This window comes from Bradyrhizobium sp. HKCCYLS2038 (genome assembly GCF_051167655.1).
GTDB lineage: Bacteria > Pseudomonadota > Alphaproteobacteria > Rhizobiales > Xanthobacteraceae > Bradyrhizobium.
In genome coordinates this window covers 587,141-605,117 of the sequence record NZ_JBNPTM010000002.1, presented here as the reverse complement: position 1 = coordinate 605,117, position 17,977 = coordinate 587,141, and the positions used below count along the sequence as shown (strand labels likewise).

General features: G+C 66.0%; 14 protein-coding genes. 3 read left to right on the top strand and 11 right to left on the bottom strand.

Annotated features, from left to right (window positions below):
* Positions 1-20: 20 nt before the first annotated feature.
* From ACQR1I_RS11910 to ACQR1I_RS11880, 7 genes are all read right to left on the bottom strand, one after another.
* Complete coding sequence (locus tag ACQR1I_RS11910) at positions 21-2,090, bottom strand: DUF6745 domain-containing protein (protein ID WP_434864782.1); 2,070 nt, start codon at positions 2,088-2,090, stop codon at positions 21-23.
* Positions 2,091-2,107: 17 nt separating this feature from the next.
* A complete protein-coding gene (locus ACQR1I_RS11905; protein WP_434864781.1) occupies positions 2,108-2,509 on the bottom strand; it encodes a hypothetical protein in 402 nt (133 codons plus the stop codon).
* A 269-nt stretch (positions 2,510-2,778) separates the two neighbouring features.
* Positions 2,779-4,116, bottom strand: a complete 1,338-nt coding sequence (locus tag ACQR1I_RS11900) for an amidase (RefSeq protein WP_434864780.1) — start codon at positions 4,114-4,116, stop codon at positions 2,779-2,781.
* Positions 4,117-4,224: 108 nt separating this feature from the next.
* Positions 4,225-5,970 carry a TRAP transporter large permease gene (locus ACQR1I_RS11895; protein ID WP_434864779.1) on the bottom strand — a complete coding sequence of 582 codons (1,746 nt, stop codon included), beginning with the start codon at positions 5,968-5,970 and terminating at the stop codon, positions 4,225-4,227.
* Positions 5,967-6,635: a TRAP transporter small permease subunit gene (locus tag ACQR1I_RS11890; protein ID WP_434864778.1), complete on the bottom strand. Its 669-nt coding sequence runs from the start codon at positions 6,633-6,635 to the stop codon at positions 5,967-5,969. The genes ACQR1I_RS11895 and ACQR1I_RS11890 overlap by 4 nt, the downstream gene beginning before the upstream one ends.
* 180 nt (positions 6,636-6,815) lie before the next feature.
* On the bottom strand, positions 6,816-7,949 hold the full coding sequence (locus ACQR1I_RS11885) for a TRAP transporter substrate-binding protein (RefSeq protein ID WP_434864777.1): 1,134 nt from the start codon (positions 7,947-7,949) through the stop codon (positions 6,816-6,818).
* Between the two features lie 379 nt (positions 7,950-8,328).
* Positions 8,329-9,351 (bottom strand): methionine synthase, encoded by a 1,023-nt coding sequence (locus tag ACQR1I_RS11880; protein WP_434864776.1) that lies wholly within the window; start codon positions 9,349-9,351, stop codon positions 8,329-8,331.
* Between the two features lie 138 nt (positions 9,352-9,489).
* Between ACQR1I_RS11880 and ACQR1I_RS11875 the strand changes: the two genes are divergently transcribed.
* The 3 genes from ACQR1I_RS11875 (at position 9,490) to ACQR1I_RS11865 (ending at position 12,002) form a co-directional block, all read left to right on the top strand.
* Positions 9,490-10,194 (top strand): glutathione binding-like protein, encoded by a 705-nt coding sequence (locus ACQR1I_RS11875; RefSeq protein WP_434864775.1) that lies wholly within the window; start codon positions 9,490-9,492, stop codon positions 10,192-10,194.
* Positions 10,195-10,419: 225 nt separating this feature from the next.
* Complete coding sequence (locus ACQR1I_RS11870) at positions 10,420-11,025, top strand: 2-hydroxychromene-2-carboxylate isomerase (protein ID WP_434864774.1); 606 nt, start codon at positions 10,420-10,422, stop codon at positions 11,023-11,025.
* Positions 11,025-12,002, top strand: a complete 978-nt coding sequence (locus tag ACQR1I_RS11865) for an NADPH:quinone oxidoreductase family protein (protein WP_434864773.1) — start codon at positions 11,025-11,027, stop codon at positions 12,000-12,002. The genes ACQR1I_RS11870 and ACQR1I_RS11865 overlap by 1 nt, the downstream gene beginning before the upstream one ends.
* A gap of 199 nt (positions 12,003-12,201) precedes the next feature.
* Here the strand turns inward: ACQR1I_RS11865 and ACQR1I_RS11860 are convergent, their stop codons facing one another.
* From ACQR1I_RS11860 to ACQR1I_RS11845, 4 genes are all read right to left on the bottom strand, one after another.
* Positions 12,202-13,092, bottom strand: a complete 891-nt coding sequence (locus tag ACQR1I_RS11860) for a crotonase/enoyl-CoA hydratase family protein (RefSeq protein WP_434864772.1) — start codon at positions 13,090-13,092, stop codon at positions 12,202-12,204.
* A gap of 426 nt (positions 13,093-13,518) precedes the next feature.
* The gene (locus tag ACQR1I_RS11855; protein WP_434864771.1) at positions 13,519-14,940 is read right to left on the bottom strand and encodes an amidase; all 1,422 of its coding nucleotides are present in this window, start codon (positions 14,938-14,940) and stop codon (positions 13,519-13,521) included.
* Between the two features lie 60 nt (positions 14,941-15,000).
* Complete coding sequence (locus tag ACQR1I_RS11850) at positions 15,001-16,164, bottom strand: M20 aminoacylase family protein (protein ID WP_434864770.1); 1,164 nt, start codon at positions 16,162-16,164, stop codon at positions 15,001-15,003.
* Positions 16,165-16,186: 22 nt separating this feature from the next.
* A complete protein-coding gene (locus ACQR1I_RS11845) occupies positions 16,187-17,686 on the bottom strand; it encodes a M81 family metallopeptidase (RefSeq protein WP_434864769.1) in 1,500 nt (499 codons plus the stop codon).
* Positions 17,687-17,977 lie beyond the last annotated feature (291 nt).

The window sequence follows — 17,977 nt, the reverse complement described above, 5'->3', positions numbered from 1 at the left end:
CGGCGTCCTGCCCGATGGCGTTACGTCTCCACCATCGGCTGGTAGTCGTCGGGATTGTCATAGCCGGCGGTCCAGGCGATGGCCTGCCGGCAGCTGCGCATGGTCGGCGGCACGCGCAGCATGAACTGACGCTTGGTCGAGGGACAGATCACGCTGACGCAGACCAACGGCTCGTCATTGGGAACGGCAACCCGGAGCAGGCTGCGCGGGCCGCCGCTGTCACGATCGCTGTCCAGCACTTCCGCCTTTGCCCTGCTCATGAACTGCTCGAAGCCGAAACGCTCCATCATGACGCGGCGAAGCTCGGCATTGTGCTGGCCGAGGATCTCCTGGACGTCGAGCGTCTCCGGCCGGAACGCGATGCGCTCGTCGACCGGCACGCCGTACCAGCGGATCGGGACATCGGCCAAATGCGGCGGCATCGCCGTCAGGCCTGAGCCGCCGACATCGATCGAGGCGGTGACCATGAGGCTGGGTGGCACGTTAGTGATCGCGGGGCAGCCTGATATGTCGAGATGCGCGATCTGGCGAATGCTGCCGGGCAGCGCTGGGACCTGCAGGCAGCCGCGCAGCATCAGGGCGCCATGGCGCACGACCAGATCGGCGGGCAAGACCCGGAGCGCCGTGCAGCCGGTGAGATCGAGATAGCCGACGTTCAGGCCATTCGGCAGCGTATCCAGCGCGAGACACGTCCGTGCCGTCAGCCGTGCGACCTTGAGGCCGCGCGGCAGCCGCTTCAAATTGCGGCAGGCGGTGACGTCGAGATGCTGCGTCACCTGCACGTCATCCGGGATCGCTTCGACCGCGGTGTTCGCCAGGATCATGTCGCGGCAACGGATGCGATGGCCGACGGTGGTGAGGTCGGGAGCGTGCGAGGCGTCGAGCCTGCTGACATGGAGATCGTCGCCGGTCTCCGTCGCAACGGCGGTCAATTCGAGCGGCTGCAACAGTTGCTTGAGCAGGCCCTGGCTGAGCTTGAACTCGTAATCCCCGATCAGATCGCGGGCGGATTGGAAGGCCTGCTTGCTGTGATAGTCGGTGGCGTTGATGGCGTGAGCGCGCAGCTCGGCATACAGGGCTTGGGCTGCGGCGTAATCGGTCTGGCGCAGGGCGGTGATTTCCGCGACGCAGGCGTCGAGCCATTGCTCCTGATCGCCCTGACTGCCGGATTCGGCCGCTGCGGCCTTCAACTCGGCGCGAAGCGCGGCTGCGGCATCTGCATCAGTCGTGGCGAGAACCTTGTGGACGACGACCGCCGCCCTGGGCCAGCGTTCGAAAGCGAGCCGGCCGAGCAGGGGGCGGATCTGCTCCAGCTGGGCTTTGGCGCGCGCGGGATCGGCCGCGCAGTAGTTTTCATGGGTCAGCCGTCGATAGACCGCCGAGGCCCATATGGCGCGCTGTTTCGGGTCCTGGCTGGCCTCGGTGAAATCATCGAGCTGGGTGAAGATCTGCTCTGCCAGCTCAGGAGACTGCTGCTGGACTTGCCAGAGGACATTCGCGGCGGTCTCGGCCCAGACCGTGTCCAGCGCTGGCTCGCCGTGACGCTGGGCGAGCGTGCGGATCTGCGCCATGACCTCCACAACGCGGTCGACCGACCGATCCTTGAGGTCATCCGAGAGCGTCCACGCCAGCGCGAGTCTCACGGCCGGCGAGCCATGGGTTTCGGCGCACTCCTGCAACTGCGCAATGAGAGGCGTTCGCTTGGCTTGATCCAGCCAGCGACAGACGCTCCGCGTCCCTGCCGCCCATGCATCCCATAGCCGCTGCTCGCCGGCCTCGTCCGCGAGCAGCCGGAGCCGGGCGAGCAGAGCATCGGCGGTGGGTCTGTCGCTGTAGCTCTTCGCCTGGATCAGGACGAGGACGTCGATGGCCCAATTCAGGCGGGCGTCGGCCGAAACGCAGTGCGCGCGCTCGCGTTCGATCCAGGAGACGGGAGTCTCCGATTGCGAGGCAATCAACCCCACTAAGCTTGGTCCGAGGCCGCTGAGCTCCTGCTCATCGAAGCTGCCCCAGGTGAGATAGTCCTCGGCGATGGCAGCGCGTCCGGCTGCGATCCGTGCGGTCGTACGTTCGTCCCACGTCGTTGTCATCTGCGTGATGCCGCGCGCTAATCGCCGACCACGCGGATCGCGCGCTGGGCATATTCGCGCTGTCGCCAGACACGGTACTGTCCTGACGGCAGCTCGATCGGCCCGTGCTCCTCGTGCACGATGCGGGCGCCGGCGCGGCGGGCATCGAGAAAGAATTCGCCGAGCGTGATCGCGCCCTGGAACAGAAGGGCGCTCTGCGGACGTTCGAGCCGATGGCTGTGTCCGGTCAGCTCGCCATGCGCCAAGATGCCATGCGGGACCGGACTGCGCTGTGCCTGGTCGGGAATCTTGTCGATGCGGCGAATGAGGATGTCGCCCTGCCGCCACAGCGGCCATGGCTCCGTCGTGCCTGGCACAGCCGCGGCCGGACGGACCTCCGGGCGGCGAAACAACTGCAGCAGGGTGGATATGATCGACACGGCGCGGACCTTGAACGTGGCATCGGGGCGGATTGATGGACGCCACTCTCGCGTACCGCGCGACATTCAGCAAGGATCGCCATGACCTGCGGTGTCGATGGGGAGAAAATGGGCCGCAACGTCCTTGGGTTGTAGGGCCTTCCGCTACAGCATCTGCCCACGCAGCGAACGGCACACTCCCGCCATGCCGTCATTCCGGGGCATCGCGAAGCGATGAGCCCGGAATCCATAATCCCGAACGGTGATGGGACGAAGACAAGCGCCTCATCTCAGTTGCGGCCTAACCTGCTGAGTACGTGCTTGGCCGTCCGGAACAGGCGCTCGTCGCGGTTGAATGCCCCGATCAGCTGGACGCCGATCGGCATGTCGTCGCTGCTCGTCAGCAAGGGCAGGCTCAGCGCGGGACAACCGACCAGGCTCCACAGCGAGCAGAAGGCAGGATCGCCGGTCGCCTCCAGGCCCTGCGGCGCGGCGCCCACAGCGGGCAGGGTGATGATCGCATCGGCGACCTGCTCGAACACGCCCGACAGGCCTTCGGCGTAGCGCTCCGCGTCGCGGCGCGCGGCCAGATACTGGACCGCGGTGATGCGGCGGCCTTCGGCGATCAGTTCGGCGAATTGGAGGCTCACCGGTCCGCGGTCAGCGTGGTGGCCGAGATTGTGGGCCATGTCGACCGTCATGATCGCGCGGTGCGCGTCCCAGGCTCCGGCGAAGCCGGCAGGCAGCTCGACCTCCTCGGCGTGGAGCTCCCGCGCGAGCGCTTCGATGGCGCTGCGCGCGTCCGCATCGGCGCGGTCCCACACCGGCGTTCTGACGAAGGCGAGCCGGGGTGGCAGCGGCCAGGCGCTCCGGAGCGCCGCGCCAAAGCCAGGTGCGGCATAAGGTCGGCTGTCGGGGTCGGCAGCGTCCTGTCCGACCAGCACGTCGAGCGCCAGCGCGAGATCGTCGAGCGAGCGCGCGAACGCGCCGACATGGTCGAGCTTGCGCGACAGCAACAGCGCTCCTGCGCGCGAGACCAGGCCGTGGCTCGGCTTGACGCCGTAGACTCCGCAGAACGATGCCGGACGGATCACCGAGCCGTTGGTCTGCGATCCCAACGCCAGCGGCGCGAGGCCGGCGGCGACCGCGGCCGCAGAGCCCGATGATGAGCCGCCCGGCGTGCGCGCGGTGTCATGCGGATTGCGGGTCTTGCCCGGCGCGTAATAGGCGAACTCGGTCGTGATGGTCTTGCCGATCACGACCGCACCGGCCTCGCGCAACCGGCGGACCGCGGCCGCATCAGCGGACGGGCGGTGGCCGGCGAAGATCGGCGAGCCGTATTCGGTGGGATAGTCCGCCGTGTCGAACAGGTCCTTGATGCCGACGGGAACGCCGTGCAGCGGCCCGAGCCGGCCGCCCATGCTCTTCCAGGCGTCGCGGGCGCGCGCCTCGGCCAGCACGACCTCGGGGTCGACATGGGCGAAGGCCTGGATCTCGCCGTCGATCGCCGCGATGCGTGCGATCAGCGCTGCGGCAATCTCCTCGGACGAGAACGTGCCGGCGGCGATGCCTTGCGCGACGGCGGTGGCGGTGAGCTGGCTGGGATCGAGGCCGGACAATCGGTTCATCCTTCAAGGCCGATGATGGGCCGGCCGGCAGTGGCCGCAGCCGGGTCCATCGTCGCGCAACATCGCGGCCTTGATGCCGCAGGCCGAGCCGCGGCGTCAAATCCGTTGTCAGCCGCCATAGAGATATTTCGGCAGCCACAGCGTCAGGCCCGGCCACAGATACATGATGACCATGCAGAGGATCACGATCAGCATGTACGGCATCATGCCGCCGAAGATCTGGTTCAGCGTCACGTGTTTCGGCGCGACGCCCTTCAGATAGAACGCCGACATTGCCACCGGCGGCGACAGGAAGGCGGCCTGCAGGTTCACGAACACCAGGGTGCCCCACAGGATCGGGTCGATGTTGAAGTGCTTGAGCAGCGGCAGGAAGATCGGACAGAAGATCACGATGATCTCGGTCCACTCCAGCGGCCAGCCCAGGATGAAGATGATCGCCTGCGATAGGATCATGAACTGCACCGGCGACAGATCCAGCGACAGCACCCATTTCTCGACCAGGGCCTGGCCGCCGAGGATGGCGAACACGCCGGAGAACAGCGCCGAGCCGACGAACAGCCAGCACACCATGGCGGTTGTTTTGGCGGTGAGGAACACGGCCTCCTTGGTGCGCTGCCAGTTCAGGGTGCGCGCCTGGATCGCCAGCAGGAACGCGCCGGCTGCGCCGACCGCGGCCGATTCCGTGGCGGTCGTGATGCCGAACAGGATCACCGCCAGCACGACCACGGTAAGAATGCCGAGCGGCATGATCGAGGTGGTGAGGAGCTTGATGACCTGGAGCCGCTCGGCATCGAGGCGGAGATAATAGCGGACCTGGAGCGCCAGGCAGGCCAGCGCGATGCCGCCGAACCACCAGTAGAACGCGGCGGGCGGCCCGTTGTCGCTCGGCGCCTCGGGCGTCGCCGGTCCCGACGAGCCGAGCTGCTCCAGCCCCTCGGGCGCCGCTTCGGCGACGCCTTGCGGATGAATCACGACATACCACCACACCAGCGCCAGCGTGGAGCCGACGCACAGGAACGGCACCAGCGTGTAGAGGAAGTTGCTGGCGACCTCCCGATAGCCGAGCGGTCCGTCGTCGGCCTTGATCGCCTTGGCCCGCGCCGGCGAGCCCAGCGCCTTGAGCAGGCCGGAGAACATGTTGGTGCCATAGGCCGCCTGGAACTTGCGCATCCAGTCGGGCACGGGCACCTCGGTCTGCTCCTTCGGCAGCGGCGGCGCGACCTTGGGATTCAGCAGCGCCCAGCCGACGATGTAGATCAGATAGAGCAGCGACAGGAAGAAGCCGGGAAACATCGCCGAGGCGTAGAGCTTCACGACGGACTGGCCGGCGACCGCGGCATAGACGATGATCATCACCGAGGGCGGGATCAGGATGCCGAGCGTGCCGCCGGCCGTGATGACGCCTGCGGCGAGCTTGACGTCGTAGCCGGCGCGCAGCATCGGATTGAAGGCGATGACGCCCATCAGCACGACCACGGCGCCGACGAGGCCGGATGCGATGCCCCAGAAGGTGCAGACGATCAGCGTGGCCACGGCGAGCGACGCGGGCACGCGGCGGAAGGCGAGCTGGATCGAATAGAACATCTTGTCGACCAGGGCGCCGCGCTCCATCACGTAGCCCATCAGCACGAACAGCGGAATCGAGATCAGCACGTCGTTGGTCATGGCGCCATAGGTGCGCTGGACCATCAGCTCGAACACCTTGTTCTCGGTGAACAGGTGAGTGGGATCGTAGAAGGCGATGAAGCCAAACACGATGCCCAGGCCCATCAGCGTGAATGCCGTCGGGAAGCCGAGCATGATGACGACGACGATGAGCCCCAGCATCAGGAGGCCGAGTGCCGGATCGCTCATTTGCTCAGATCTCCACCCATGCCGCGCTGACGGGCGATCTCGTCGATCGCCGCCGCCTTCTCGATGACCGCCTTGCGTTCGGCGTCGTCGACATATTCGCTGTGCTCGAGCTGCTCGCCGACCACGTCCATCTCGGCGACGTCCTTCAGCCGGCTCGGCCATTCGCCGGTCTTCAGGCAGACGGCGGCGCGGACCACCTCGGCAAGGCCCTGCAGCATCACCAGCGCGCCCGCGATCGGAATGATCGTCTTGAAATGATAAACCGGCGGGCCGTCGGCGGTGACGTTGGAATGTTCCGCGATGCGCCAGGAATCGGCGGCGTAGAAATAGCCGGCGTAGATCAGCGCGGCGATGCCCGGCAGGAAGAACACGACATAGAGCACGAGATCGAGCGCAGCCTGGGTGCGTGGCCGCATCGAGGAGTAGAGGAAGTCGCCGCGCACATGGGCATTCTGCGCCAGCGTATAGGCGCCGCCCAGCATGAACAGCGAGCCGTACAGCATGTTCGTCAGGTCGAAGATCCATGCCGTCGGCATGTTCATGATGTAGCGCTTGAACACCTCCGCACACACGACGAGCATCAGGGCGATGATGAGCCAGGCAGCCAGCTTGCCGACCCAGGTGCTGATCCCGTCGATGGTATGCAGGACTTTCTGAGTTTCCATGCCCTCGTCCCCGCTCGGCCGCCGCGTGCGTCGCGGTCTGCCGAAGCCTTCCCAATTCAACTCCGCGCCCGGTCCGCCCCGCATCGGAGCCGTGCTCGCCGGACGTCTAAGATTGATCTCGCGCAGCAGGGCACCGTCCGGCGTTCCGGCCGGACGATGCACTGTGGCTGCAGATCCGCCTCAGAGCTTCTTCGCCGCCGCGTTGGCGCCGAAGTAATGGTCGAAGGCCATGCGCCGGTTGACGACCGTGTCCTGCTCCCAGCGCGCCGCGCGTTCGGCGAAAGCGAGCTGCGACATCAGGATCTTCTTGAAGATCGGATTCTCGGCCGCCTTCTTTTTCGCCACCTCGTCGTAGATCTCGAGCTGTTGCTTGAGGATCGCCTCGGGCGTCTTGTAGAACTTCACGCCGTCCTTCTGCAGCGCGAGATAGTCCTGCGAGTAGCGGTCCACCGCCTTCCAGGACATGTCGGCGCTGGCGGCTTCGACCGCATTGCTGATGATCGCGCGCATCTTCTCCGGCAGCGCGTTGAACTTGTCCTTGTTGAACATGATCTCGAACTGCTCGGCGTTCTGATGGTAGCTCTGCAGCATGCAGACCTTGGATACGTCAGGGAAGCCGAGCAGCTTGTCGGACGAGGCGTTGTTGAACTCGGCTGCGTCGAGCAGGCCGCGGTCCATCGCCGAGACGATTTCGCCGCCGGGCAGCGCGTTGACCGCAGCCCCCATGCCCGTGAACACGTCGATCGAGATGCCGACGGTGCGGTACTTCAGGCCCTTCATGTCGTCGGCCTTGGCGATCGGCTTCTTGAACCAGCCGAGCGGCTGGGTCGGCATCGGCCCGTAGGGGAACGACACGACGTTGGCGCCGATCGACGCGTAGAGCTCCTCGAGCAGTTCCTTGCCGCCACCATATTTGTGCCAGGCGAGCAGCATGTTGGCGTCCATGGCGAAAGCCGGGCCGGATCCCCACAGCGCCAGCGCCGTCTGCTTGCCGTAGTGATAGACCAGCACGCCATGGCCGCCGTCGAGCACGCCCTTGGAGACGCCGTCGAGCAGGCCGAAGGCCGGCACCACGGCGCCGGCGGGCAGCACTTCGATCTTCAGGTCGCCGCCGGTCATGTCGTTGACCTTCTTGGCGAAGTCGAGCGCGTATTCGTGGAAGATGTCCTTGGCCGGCCAGGTGCTCTGCCAGCGCATGTTGATCGGGCCTTGCGCCTTGACGACGGCGGGCGCCGAAACGGTCGCGACGCCCGCGACCGCTGCGCCTGCGAGAAACTTGCGGCGGGTCGCCGCGGACGGACTCGTGGTAGTCATTGAAGCTGCCCCTCCCTGTGCGTTCGTTCTACGTGTTCTTCGACACTTCGCGCGATCACGGCACGTGATGATCATGACCCTGATCGCCGAGACTTATTCCGGACGTGCGCAAATGTCGCGCTCGCCCGCCCCCTTATTCAGGACAGTACGGGCTGGGCTGCGGTCTTTCAACACAGGGGAGTGAGACGAAAGGTCTCGGAGGCTCGGTTGCTTCTTGCTGTCAGGAAGCGTCGCGCGGGTTGTGTAGCAGGGATGCTGCTCTGCGATAGCGTCGCGGAGGGCTCATCATCGCCGAGCCCTCGGCGCATGATGGCATGGTCATGGACATGCCACGTCAGCAGCCGGTGGCGTGACCGGCCGCCGGTCTGGGCGGCACCGTTCAGGCGAACCGTTGCCGTGCCAGCTTGGCGCCGGTGCCCAGCGCCATCAGCTTGGCCTCGGCGACCTCGCGGCGCATCGGGGCCATGCCGCAATTGGTCGTGGCGATGATGTTCTCTTTCGGCACCACCTTCATGACGGCCTCTATGGTCTTGCAGACGTCCTCTGCGGTCTCGATCTCGTCGCTGGCGACGTCGATGACGCCGGCCTGCACGATCTTGTTTTTCAACAACCCGAGCAATTCGATCGGCACCTTCGAATTGCGGCACTCGACGGCGACCTGCTGGATCGAGCTGGCGTCGATGACCGGGAAGGTCTCCTCGTATTGCCGCCACTCGCTGCCGAGCGTCTCCTTCCAGTCGGTGTTGGCCTTGATGCCGTAGCCGTAGCAGATGTGCACGGCGGTCGGGCAGGTCAGGCCTTCCGCGGCCCGCTCCAGCGCCTTGATGCCCCAGTCGCGCACCTCGTCCATGTAGACGTTGAAGGCGGGCTCGTCGAACTGGATCATGTCGATGCCGTCGTCGTGCAGCGCCTTGGCCTCCTGGTTCAATAGCTCGGCGAAGGCGAACGCCATCTTGACGCGGTCGCCGTAGTAGTTGTCGGCGATGGTGTCGATGATCGTCATCGGTCCGGGCAAGGTGAACTTCACGGCGCGCGTCGTGTGCGTGCGCGCGATGCGCGCCTCGTCGCCATGGACGCGGCCCTTGAGCGACAGCGGCGCCACGACCTGCGGCACCATCGCCTTGTAGCGGTCCTTGCGGATGCCCATCTCGACCTTGTGCGCGAAGTCGATGCCCTCGACGCGCTCCAGGAAGCCATGCACGAAGTGCTGCCGCGACTGCTCGCCCTCAGTAAGGATGTCGATGCCCGAATCCTCCTGCAGCTTCAGCGCCAGGATGGTCGCGTCGCGCTTGGCGCGGGCGAGTTCCTCGCCCTTCGACTTCCACGGCGCCCACAGCACGTTCGGCTCGGCCAGCCATTCCGGCTTCGGCAGCGAGCCTGCGATGGTCGATGGAAACAGCATGGTCGGACTCTCCGGCGTATGGGGCGGTCAGGCTTGAGCGCCTGTCTGCCATGGCTTACCCTTCAGGTACAGAAGAACGACGCCGAGCCGGCGTTCCGCAGCGCGGCATAATGGTCCGGGGAAGGACGCAAGACAGGCATGATCGATCTCTATTACGCGCCGACGCCGAACGGCTGGAAGATCTCGATCATGCTCGAGGAGCTCGGGCTGCCCTATACCGTCATTCCCGTCGACATCCGCGCCGGTGACCAGTTCAAGCCGGAGTTCCTCGCGATCAGCCCGAACAACCGCATTCCCGCGATCGTCGACCACGCGCCGGCCGATGGCGGAGCGCCGTTTTCCGTGTTCGAGACCGGCGCGATCCTGATCTATCTCGCCGACAAGAGCGGCCGGTTCCTGACGTCGGACAACAGGGGACGATCGCGCGTAACCCAATGGGTGATGTGGCAGATGGCCGGGCTCGGCCCGATGATGGGTCAGCACGGCCATTTCGCCCTCTATGCCGCCGAGAAGATACCGTACGCGATCCAGCGCTACCGAGACGAGGTCGCGCGGCTGTTCCATGTGCTCGACGCGCAACTCGGCAAGACCGGCGCCTATGTCGCCGGTGACGACTACACCATCGCCGACATCGCCTGCTTTCCTTGGATCATGACCCACAAGGCACAGGGCTTTACGCTCGATGACTATCCGAACATCAAGCGCTGGTACGCAACGCTCCGCGCACGACCCAAGCTGCAGGCGGGACTCGCGATCGACAAATTCGTCAAGGAGCCGTTCAACGATGAGACCCGCCACGTGATGTTCGGCGCGCGAGCGAAGGAAATGACGGGGAGATCTTGAGCGGTTTCACGACGGCGCAAGGATCATGGCGGCAAATGCTTCACACCGCGTGTTGCGGCCCCTGGATTGCTTCGTCGCTCCGCTCCTCGCAATGACGGAAAGAGTTGTGTGCACCGACTCTCTCCGCCGTCATTGCGAGCGAAGCGAAGCAATCCAGGGGCGACACGAACGGTCTCAATAAGTCCGTAGCGCTCTCGGTGACGAACTAGACCTTGAGGAAACACGATGATCGAATTCTTCTTCGACTGCTCCAGCCCCTGGACCTATCTCGCCTTCCACAACATCCAGCCGCTCGCGAAGGAGTTCGGCGTCGAGATCGTCTGGCGGCCCATTCTCGTGGGCGGCATCTTCAACACCATTAATCCGAGCGTCTATGCGCAGCGCGAGAAGCCGGTGCCGGCCAAGGCGGCCTACACGCTGAAGGACCTCGGCGACTGGGCGCGCTCGGCCGGGCTCAGGATCAAGATGCCGCCGACGGTATTCCCGGTGAACAGCGTCAAGGCGATGCGCGGCTGCATCTGGCTGGGGCAGGACATGGTGCCGTTCGCGCGGGCCGTGTTCGAGATCTACTGGGGCGAGGATCAGGACATTTCGCAGGATGCGGTGCTCACCGAAGTGTGCCGTCGCGTCGGCATCGATCCGAAGGCCTTCTTCGACGGCATCGCCCAGCAGGGCATCAAGGATCAGCTGCGTATCAACACCGAGGAGGTGGTCAAGCGCGGCGGCTTCGGCTCGCCGACCATCTTCCTCGACGTGACCGACATGTATTTCGGCAATGACCGCCTGCCGCTGATCCGCGAGGCGCTGGCGCGCGCGAAGGGGCGCGCCTGATGCCGCGTGCGATCGTCTGCCGCGAACTCGGTCCGCCGGAGCGATTGCGGCTCGAAGAGCTGCCGCCGCGTACGCTGGGTGAAGCCGAGGTGCGGGTGAAGATCCGTGCCGCGGGCATCAACTTTCCCGACATTCTGATGGCGGCCGGCGAGTATCAGCTCAAGCCGGAGCTGCCGTTCACGCCCGGGGTGGAGGCGGCGGGGAACGTCATCGAGACCGGCGCCGCCGTGACGGATCGCACGGTCGGTGACAAGGTGATCGTGCGCATGCGCTTCGGCGCCTATGCCGAGGAGGCGGTGGTCGCAAGCAGCCAGCTCACGCCGCTGCCGTCGACCTTCGACTACGCCGAGGGGGCGACCTATCTCGCCGGCCACGGCACCGCGTATCATGCGCTGGTCGATCGCGGCCGGCTCGAGCCGGGTGAGACGTTGCTGGTGCACGGCGCCGGCGGCGGCGTCGGCCTTGCTGCGGTCGAGCTCGGCAAGCTGCTCGGCGCAACCGTGATCGCTGCGGCGTCATCGGAGGAGAAGCTCGCGGTGGCCAAGGCACGTGGCGCCGATCATCTCGTGCTGTATGCGCGCGAGCCGTTCCGGGATGCCGTCAAACGTATTACTGACGGGCGCGGCGTCGATGTGGTGTTCGATCCGGTCGGCGGCGAGGTGTTCGAGAGCAGCGTCCGCTGCATCGCCTGGGGCGCGCGGCTGCTCGTCATCGGCTTCACCGGCGGTATCGGTCTTGCCCGCACCAACCTGATCCTGATGAAAGGCGCCAGCGTGCTCGGCGTGCGCGCGGGCGAGGCCGTGCGAAGGGATCCCGGACTGGGCCAGCGCCGGCTGGCGGCGCTGCTGGAGTTGGCCGAGCAGGGCAAGCTCCGCCCGAACGTCTCCCACCGCGTGCCGTTCGCGGACTATGCCGCAGCGATGCGGCTATTGATTGATCGCAAGGCGATTGGCCGTGTGGCGCTGGTGATGGATTGAGGCACATAGCAGCACCAAACAACCGGTGTCGTCCCGGCCTCCGCGCCGGGACCCATACCGCGTGATCTCTCTTGTGGCACCCTGAACGTCGTTCTTCGCCAAACACCATCCTGTGGCTATGGATCCCGGATCGGCGCGCGCGTGCCGCGCGCTTGTCCGGGACGACAGCGGAATGTGCCGTGCGAGCGCGGCCTAATGACTACTTGTACTCCCGCTCGTCCCACCACGGGAAATAGTCCGGCATGTCGGCCGTCACCGTGTTCTTGAACTGCGCCGGACGCTTCTCCAGGAACGACACCACGCCTTCCTTGACGTCGTCCGAACGCCCTCGCGCGTAGATGCCGCGGCTGTCGACCTTGTGGGCTTCCATCGGATCGTCTGATCCCATCATGCGCCACATCATCTGGCGGATCAGCGCGATCGACACCGGCGCGGTCTTGTCGGCGATCTCGCGTGCGAGCGCGCGGGCGGTCGGCAACAGATCGTCCGGCGGCACGACCTTGCTGACGAGGCGGCCGGCGAGTGCCTCCTGCGCCGGAAACACGCGGCCGGTGTAGCACCATTCCAGCGCCTGCGAGATGCCGACGATGCGCGGCAGGAACCAGCTCGACGCCGCCTCCGGCACGATGCCGCGCTGGGAGAACACGAAGCCGAACCGCGCTGCGTCCGACGCAATGCGAATGTCCATCGCGAGCTGCATGGTCACGCCGATGCCGACGGCCGGACCGTTGACCGCGGCGATCACCGGCTTCAGCGACTTGAAGATGCGCAAGGTGACCTGGCCACCGCCGTCGCGCACCTGCGGATCGGAATAGTCGACGCGACCATCGGCATGCCGCTTGACCGGCCCGCGCTTGGCGTCGCGATCGAAGGTGTCGGCGCCGGAGGAGAGATCGGCGCCGGCGCAGAACGCGCGGCCAGCACCGGTGACGATGATCGCCCTGACGCCGTCATCCTTGTCGGCGCGGTCGAAGGCGTCGATGAGTTCTGTCATCATCGTGCCGGTGAAGGCGTTGAGCTTCTCCGGGCGGTTGAGCGTGATGGTGAGAATCTTGTCGGCGACGTCGTAGAGGATGGTCTGGTAGGCCATGGGGGTCCTTGGGGTTTCCTGATGTTGCGTTCGTTGTGCTTGTTGTTGTCTGCTCATGCCACAAACTCCGCCGTCATTCCGGGATGCGCCCTCTTGGGCGCAGGCCCGGAATCCATAACCACGATCGTGAGTATGGATTCCGGGCTCGTGCTTCGCACGCCCCGGAATGACGACGAGTGAGGTCGGCGATGGAGATACAATAGTTGAGCGCGAGGCCGCGTCAAACAATGACGGCATTCCGTATGGCGGGCAAAAGGCTGCGCTCACCGCCGCTCTCTCGGCGAGCGATGTAGCAGCGATGTGGCCCACCCTCTCTCTCCGTCATTGCGAGCGTAAGCGAAGCAATCCAGAGTCGTGGGCGGGACTCTGGATTGCTTCGCTGCGCTCGCAATGACGCGCGGAGATAGTACGTCCAATAGGCTATGGTTATGAACCCGGCGGCTGCGGCCATGGCCGCTGTTCGCCGCGCAATCCCTCGAAGGTCTTGGCCAGGCCGAGCACGCCGACATCGTCGAAGCGGCGGCCGACGATCTGCAGGCCGATCGGGAAGCCGTCGGAATCGTAGCCGGCATTGACTGATATGGCCGGGTTCTCCGACATATTCCACGGCACGGTGTAGGTGATGTGCTCGAACGGCGCCTGTGGGTCGTTGACGGGCGAGGCGAACTCGGCCGGAAACTTCACGCCAGGCGAGACCGGCGAGATGATGTAGTCGTAGTCGCAGAACAGTTTTGCAGCCGCGGCGCGCAGGGCCATCGTGACGTTAAAGCCCCTGACGACGTCGACGCCGGACAGCGCGGCGCCGCGTTCGGCCCATTGCAGGATGTAGGGCAGGGTCTTCGCGCGCACCTCGGGGGCGAGCCGCGACAGATCATCCCACAGCCGCGCGCGCCAGAAATTGTCGAGGCCGTCGAGCATCTCGCGGGTGAGGAAGCCCTTGACCTCGGTGATGATGGCGCCGGCCTCTTCAAAGGCTTTCGCGGCCGCCAGCGTCGTTGCGCGCACCGGCTCTTCGAGCGCCTGGCCGACGCCGCCGAGATCGAGCATCAGGCCGATGCGCAGCTTGCGCACCGGTTTCTCCGCGACCTTCCAGTGCAGGTCTGACGGCGGCAGCGCGGTGCCGTCGCGGCGGTCGGGTTTCGACAGCACGCTCATCATCAGCGCGGCGTCGTCAACGGTGCGCGTCATCGGACCGGCGACGCGGCCGACATAGGGCGGGTCGATTGGCACGCGGCCGAAGCTCGGCTTCAGTCCGACGAGACCGCACCACGAGGCCGGCAGCCGGATCGAGCCGCCGATGTCGGTGCCGACATGCAATGGACCATAGCCCGCAGCCCCGGCGGCTCCTGCGCCGGCGCTCGACCCGCCGGGATTCATGCTGACATCCCACGGATTGCGCGTCAGCGGGTGGAAGCTCGAGAGGCCCGACGACAGCATGCCGTAATCGGGCATCGTGGTCTTGGCGAAGATGATCGCGCCGGCCTCGCGCAGCCGCGCCACCGGTGGTGCATCGGCAGCGAGCGGCGCGCGCGTGACGCTGGCGGCGCCGAGCGGCATCGGCTGGCCCTTGGTGGCGATGTTGTCCTTCACCGTCGCCGGCACGCCGTCGAGCACGCCCGCCGGCTCGTCGTTGGCCCAGCGCTCGGTCGACGCCTTTGCGGCAGCCCGCGCGGCGTCGACGTCGAGCAGGTACAGCGCTTTGATCTCCGGCTCCCACGCCGCCACATGCGCCAGCACATCGTCCATCACCTCGGACGGCGAGAACTGGCGCGCGCGATAGCCGGCGATCAGGTCGACCGCGGAGAGATCGTGCAGCGAGGTGATGTCGTTCGACACGGGCTTGTGCATGCTGGTCCTCCGTCACCGAAGCTCTTCTCACTTGCCGCCCGCCATCGACGTCGATCAGCGCTAGGCTGCCGGCAGGCGGGTCTCGATGATGCGCGCGAACATGCTGGCGCCGATCGGCAGGATCTTGTCGTCGAGGACGTAGCCGGGATTGTGCACCGGCACCGAGCCGTCATGGCCGACCCAGAAATAGGCGCCTGGGATGGTCTGCAGCATGTCGGCGAAATCCTCGCTGCCCATCTTCGGCGTCGAGCGCGTCAGCACCTTGGACGGCTCCACCACGGTGCGCGCAACGTCCTCGACGACCTTGGACTGCTCCTCCTGGTTCACCAGCACGCTGAACGTGTCGCGGATGTCGACGTCGATCTCGCAGTTGAACGCCGCCGCCATGCCGGCGCAGATCGCGCGCATGCGCTCGCGCACCAGCGCGCGCACGCTATCCGAGAAGGCGCGCACGGTGCCGCACAGCCAGGCATCGCCGGGAATGACGTTGTAGGCCGAGCCGGCATGGATCTGGGTGATCGAGACCACGGCGGCCTGCAGCGGATCGACGTTGCGGCTGACGATGGTCTGGATCGCCTGTGCCACGCTGGTCGCGATCACCACCGCGTCCTTCGAGCGTTCCGGCATCGCGCCATGGGCGCCATAGCCGGAGATTCTGATATCGAAGAAGTCGGCGCCGGCCATCGCCGGACCCGGCAGGATGGCGATCTCGCCGTGCTCGAGGTCGGGCGCATTGTGCAGGCCGTAGAGCTCGTCGCAGGGGAATTTCTGGAACAGCCCGTCCTTGATCATCGCCCGCGCGCCGCCGAGGCCTTCCTCGGCCGGCTGGAAGATGAAATGCACGGTGCCGTCGAAATTGCGCGTCTCGGCGAGATACCGCGCGGTGCCGAGTAGCATGGTGGTGTGGCCGTCATGGCCGCAGCCGTGGAAGCGGCCGGGAATGGTCGAGCGCCACGGCAAGTTGGTGTTTTCCTCCATCGGCAGCGCGTCCATGTCGGCGCGCAGGCCGATCTTCTTGCTGCCTTCACCCTTGCCCTTGAGCACGCCGATCACCCCGGTGCCGCCGAGCCCGCGATGCACCTCGATGCCCCATTGCGTGAGCTTCTCGGCCACGATGCCGGAGGTACGCGTTTCCTCGAAGCCGATCTCGGGATGCGCGTGCAGGTCGCGGCGGATGGCGGTGAGCTCGTCGGCGTAACCTTGGATGCGATCGATGGTGGGCATGGGTCCGTTTCCGTTAAGAGGTTTAAGCTGTGAACGCAGGGCCGTTCGGCTTGAGGCGGATACCCGGGCGCAGGCGGGTCCAGGGCAGGGTGGAGGGATCGGCAGGCATCGCGCCCGGTGCGGCGCAGATCAGGAGTGTCTCGGCGATTGGTTCGAAGTCGGCGCGGAAATGCACCGAGCTCTTGTTGACGAGGATCGCCTGCTCAGTCGGCTCGATGCCGACGAAGCGGTACATCTCCTGGTCGGCGAGCTGAGATTTGTGCGAGGCCACGACGACCCTGACGTCGCCGATGCGCAAGCACGCTGACGGTCCCATCTCCATCTTGCGGCCGCCATAGAACGGACCCGGTGCGACGAAGCGGCCGTCGGAGATCTTCTCGACGATGAAGCTCTCTTCGAACGGCGCATCGCCGGGAATGCCGCTCTTGCCGCCCAACGACAGCGTCACCGTCGCGCCTTCGCCGGCGGAATGGGCCGCGAGCGCCGCCTGCGGATCGTAGATCATACCGATCGCGGCGCGGCTCGCGCGGTTGCGCACCAATGCGCGCAGCATGCCCATGGTATCGGAATCGCCGCCGGCGCCGGGATTGTCCTGGGTGTCGGCGATCACGATCGGGCGCGTCGCAGTCTTGGCCAGTGTCATCGCATGGCGCACACCTTCGTCCGGCGTGTAGATGCGGCCGTCGAAATCATGCTCGTGGCCCGTCACGACGGCCGCGATCGCATCCGCTGCAGCATCCGCATCCGCCTGCGTACGGCCATAGGCGAACACGCTAGGACTGCAATGCGCGAAGTCGGCCGCGGGAAAACCCGGTGCGAACGATAGCGTCGGCACGGACTCGCTCTGTAACGCAGCGAGCCTCTCGTAGATGCCTTTGGTCGGCTGGTCGTTGGTGCATTGCCAACTGATGGGGATCAGGAACGGCAGCTGCCGGAAGGCTTTCGCCAGCGGCTCTGTCGCTCCCAGCAGCAGCGCCAGATGCGCGGCGCATGCGCGGCCGGTGTCGGCCATGTCGGTGTGCGGATATTTGCGATAGGCGATCAGCGCGTCGGCATGCGCCATCATCTCGGGCGTGACGTTGGCGTGCAGATCGAGGCTCGCGACCAGCGGCACGTTCGGGCCGATCACCTGGCGTACGCGGGCGAGAATCTCGCCTTCGCCATCGTCGAGATGCTCGGTCACCATCGCGCCGTGCAGGTCGAGATAGACGCCGTCGAGCGGGCCGGCGTCCCTGATGCGGTCAACCATCACGCTTGTGATGCGCTCGAACGCATCCCTGGTGACATGCGCCGACGGGCTTGCCGCGCAGGCGATGCTGGGAACGATGTCCCAGCCGTTGGCTTCTGCGACTGCGATGAAGCCGGCCTGGCCGGCATTGATGCCGCGCATCGTCGTCATCACGCTCGCCGCATCGGCGATCGAGGCGCGGCCGCCGCCATGCATGAAGTCGTCGTAGTCAGCTTTCGTCGGTGCGAATGTATTGGTCTCGTGCAGGAAGCCGCCAATCGCGACGCGCGTCATCACTCCGCCTCGGGCCGTTGACTTTGCATGACGTTAGACCGGCCCTTGCTGCGCAAGCAAGCGAAGGAGCGATGCCGTTTTGCATGCGGGCCAAGATGACGGCGCGCCGGTCTGGTCCAGCTATCACCCCGCGTCATTCCGGGGCATCGCGCAGCGATGAGCCCGGAATCCATAACCACAGGTGGCTGTTGGAGAGGCACGCGCGTCGACCAGCCGAAATCTCCACATCGGCCTGTGGGTATGGATTCCGGGCTCGTGCTGCGCACGCCCCGGAATGACGGCGGTGGGTGC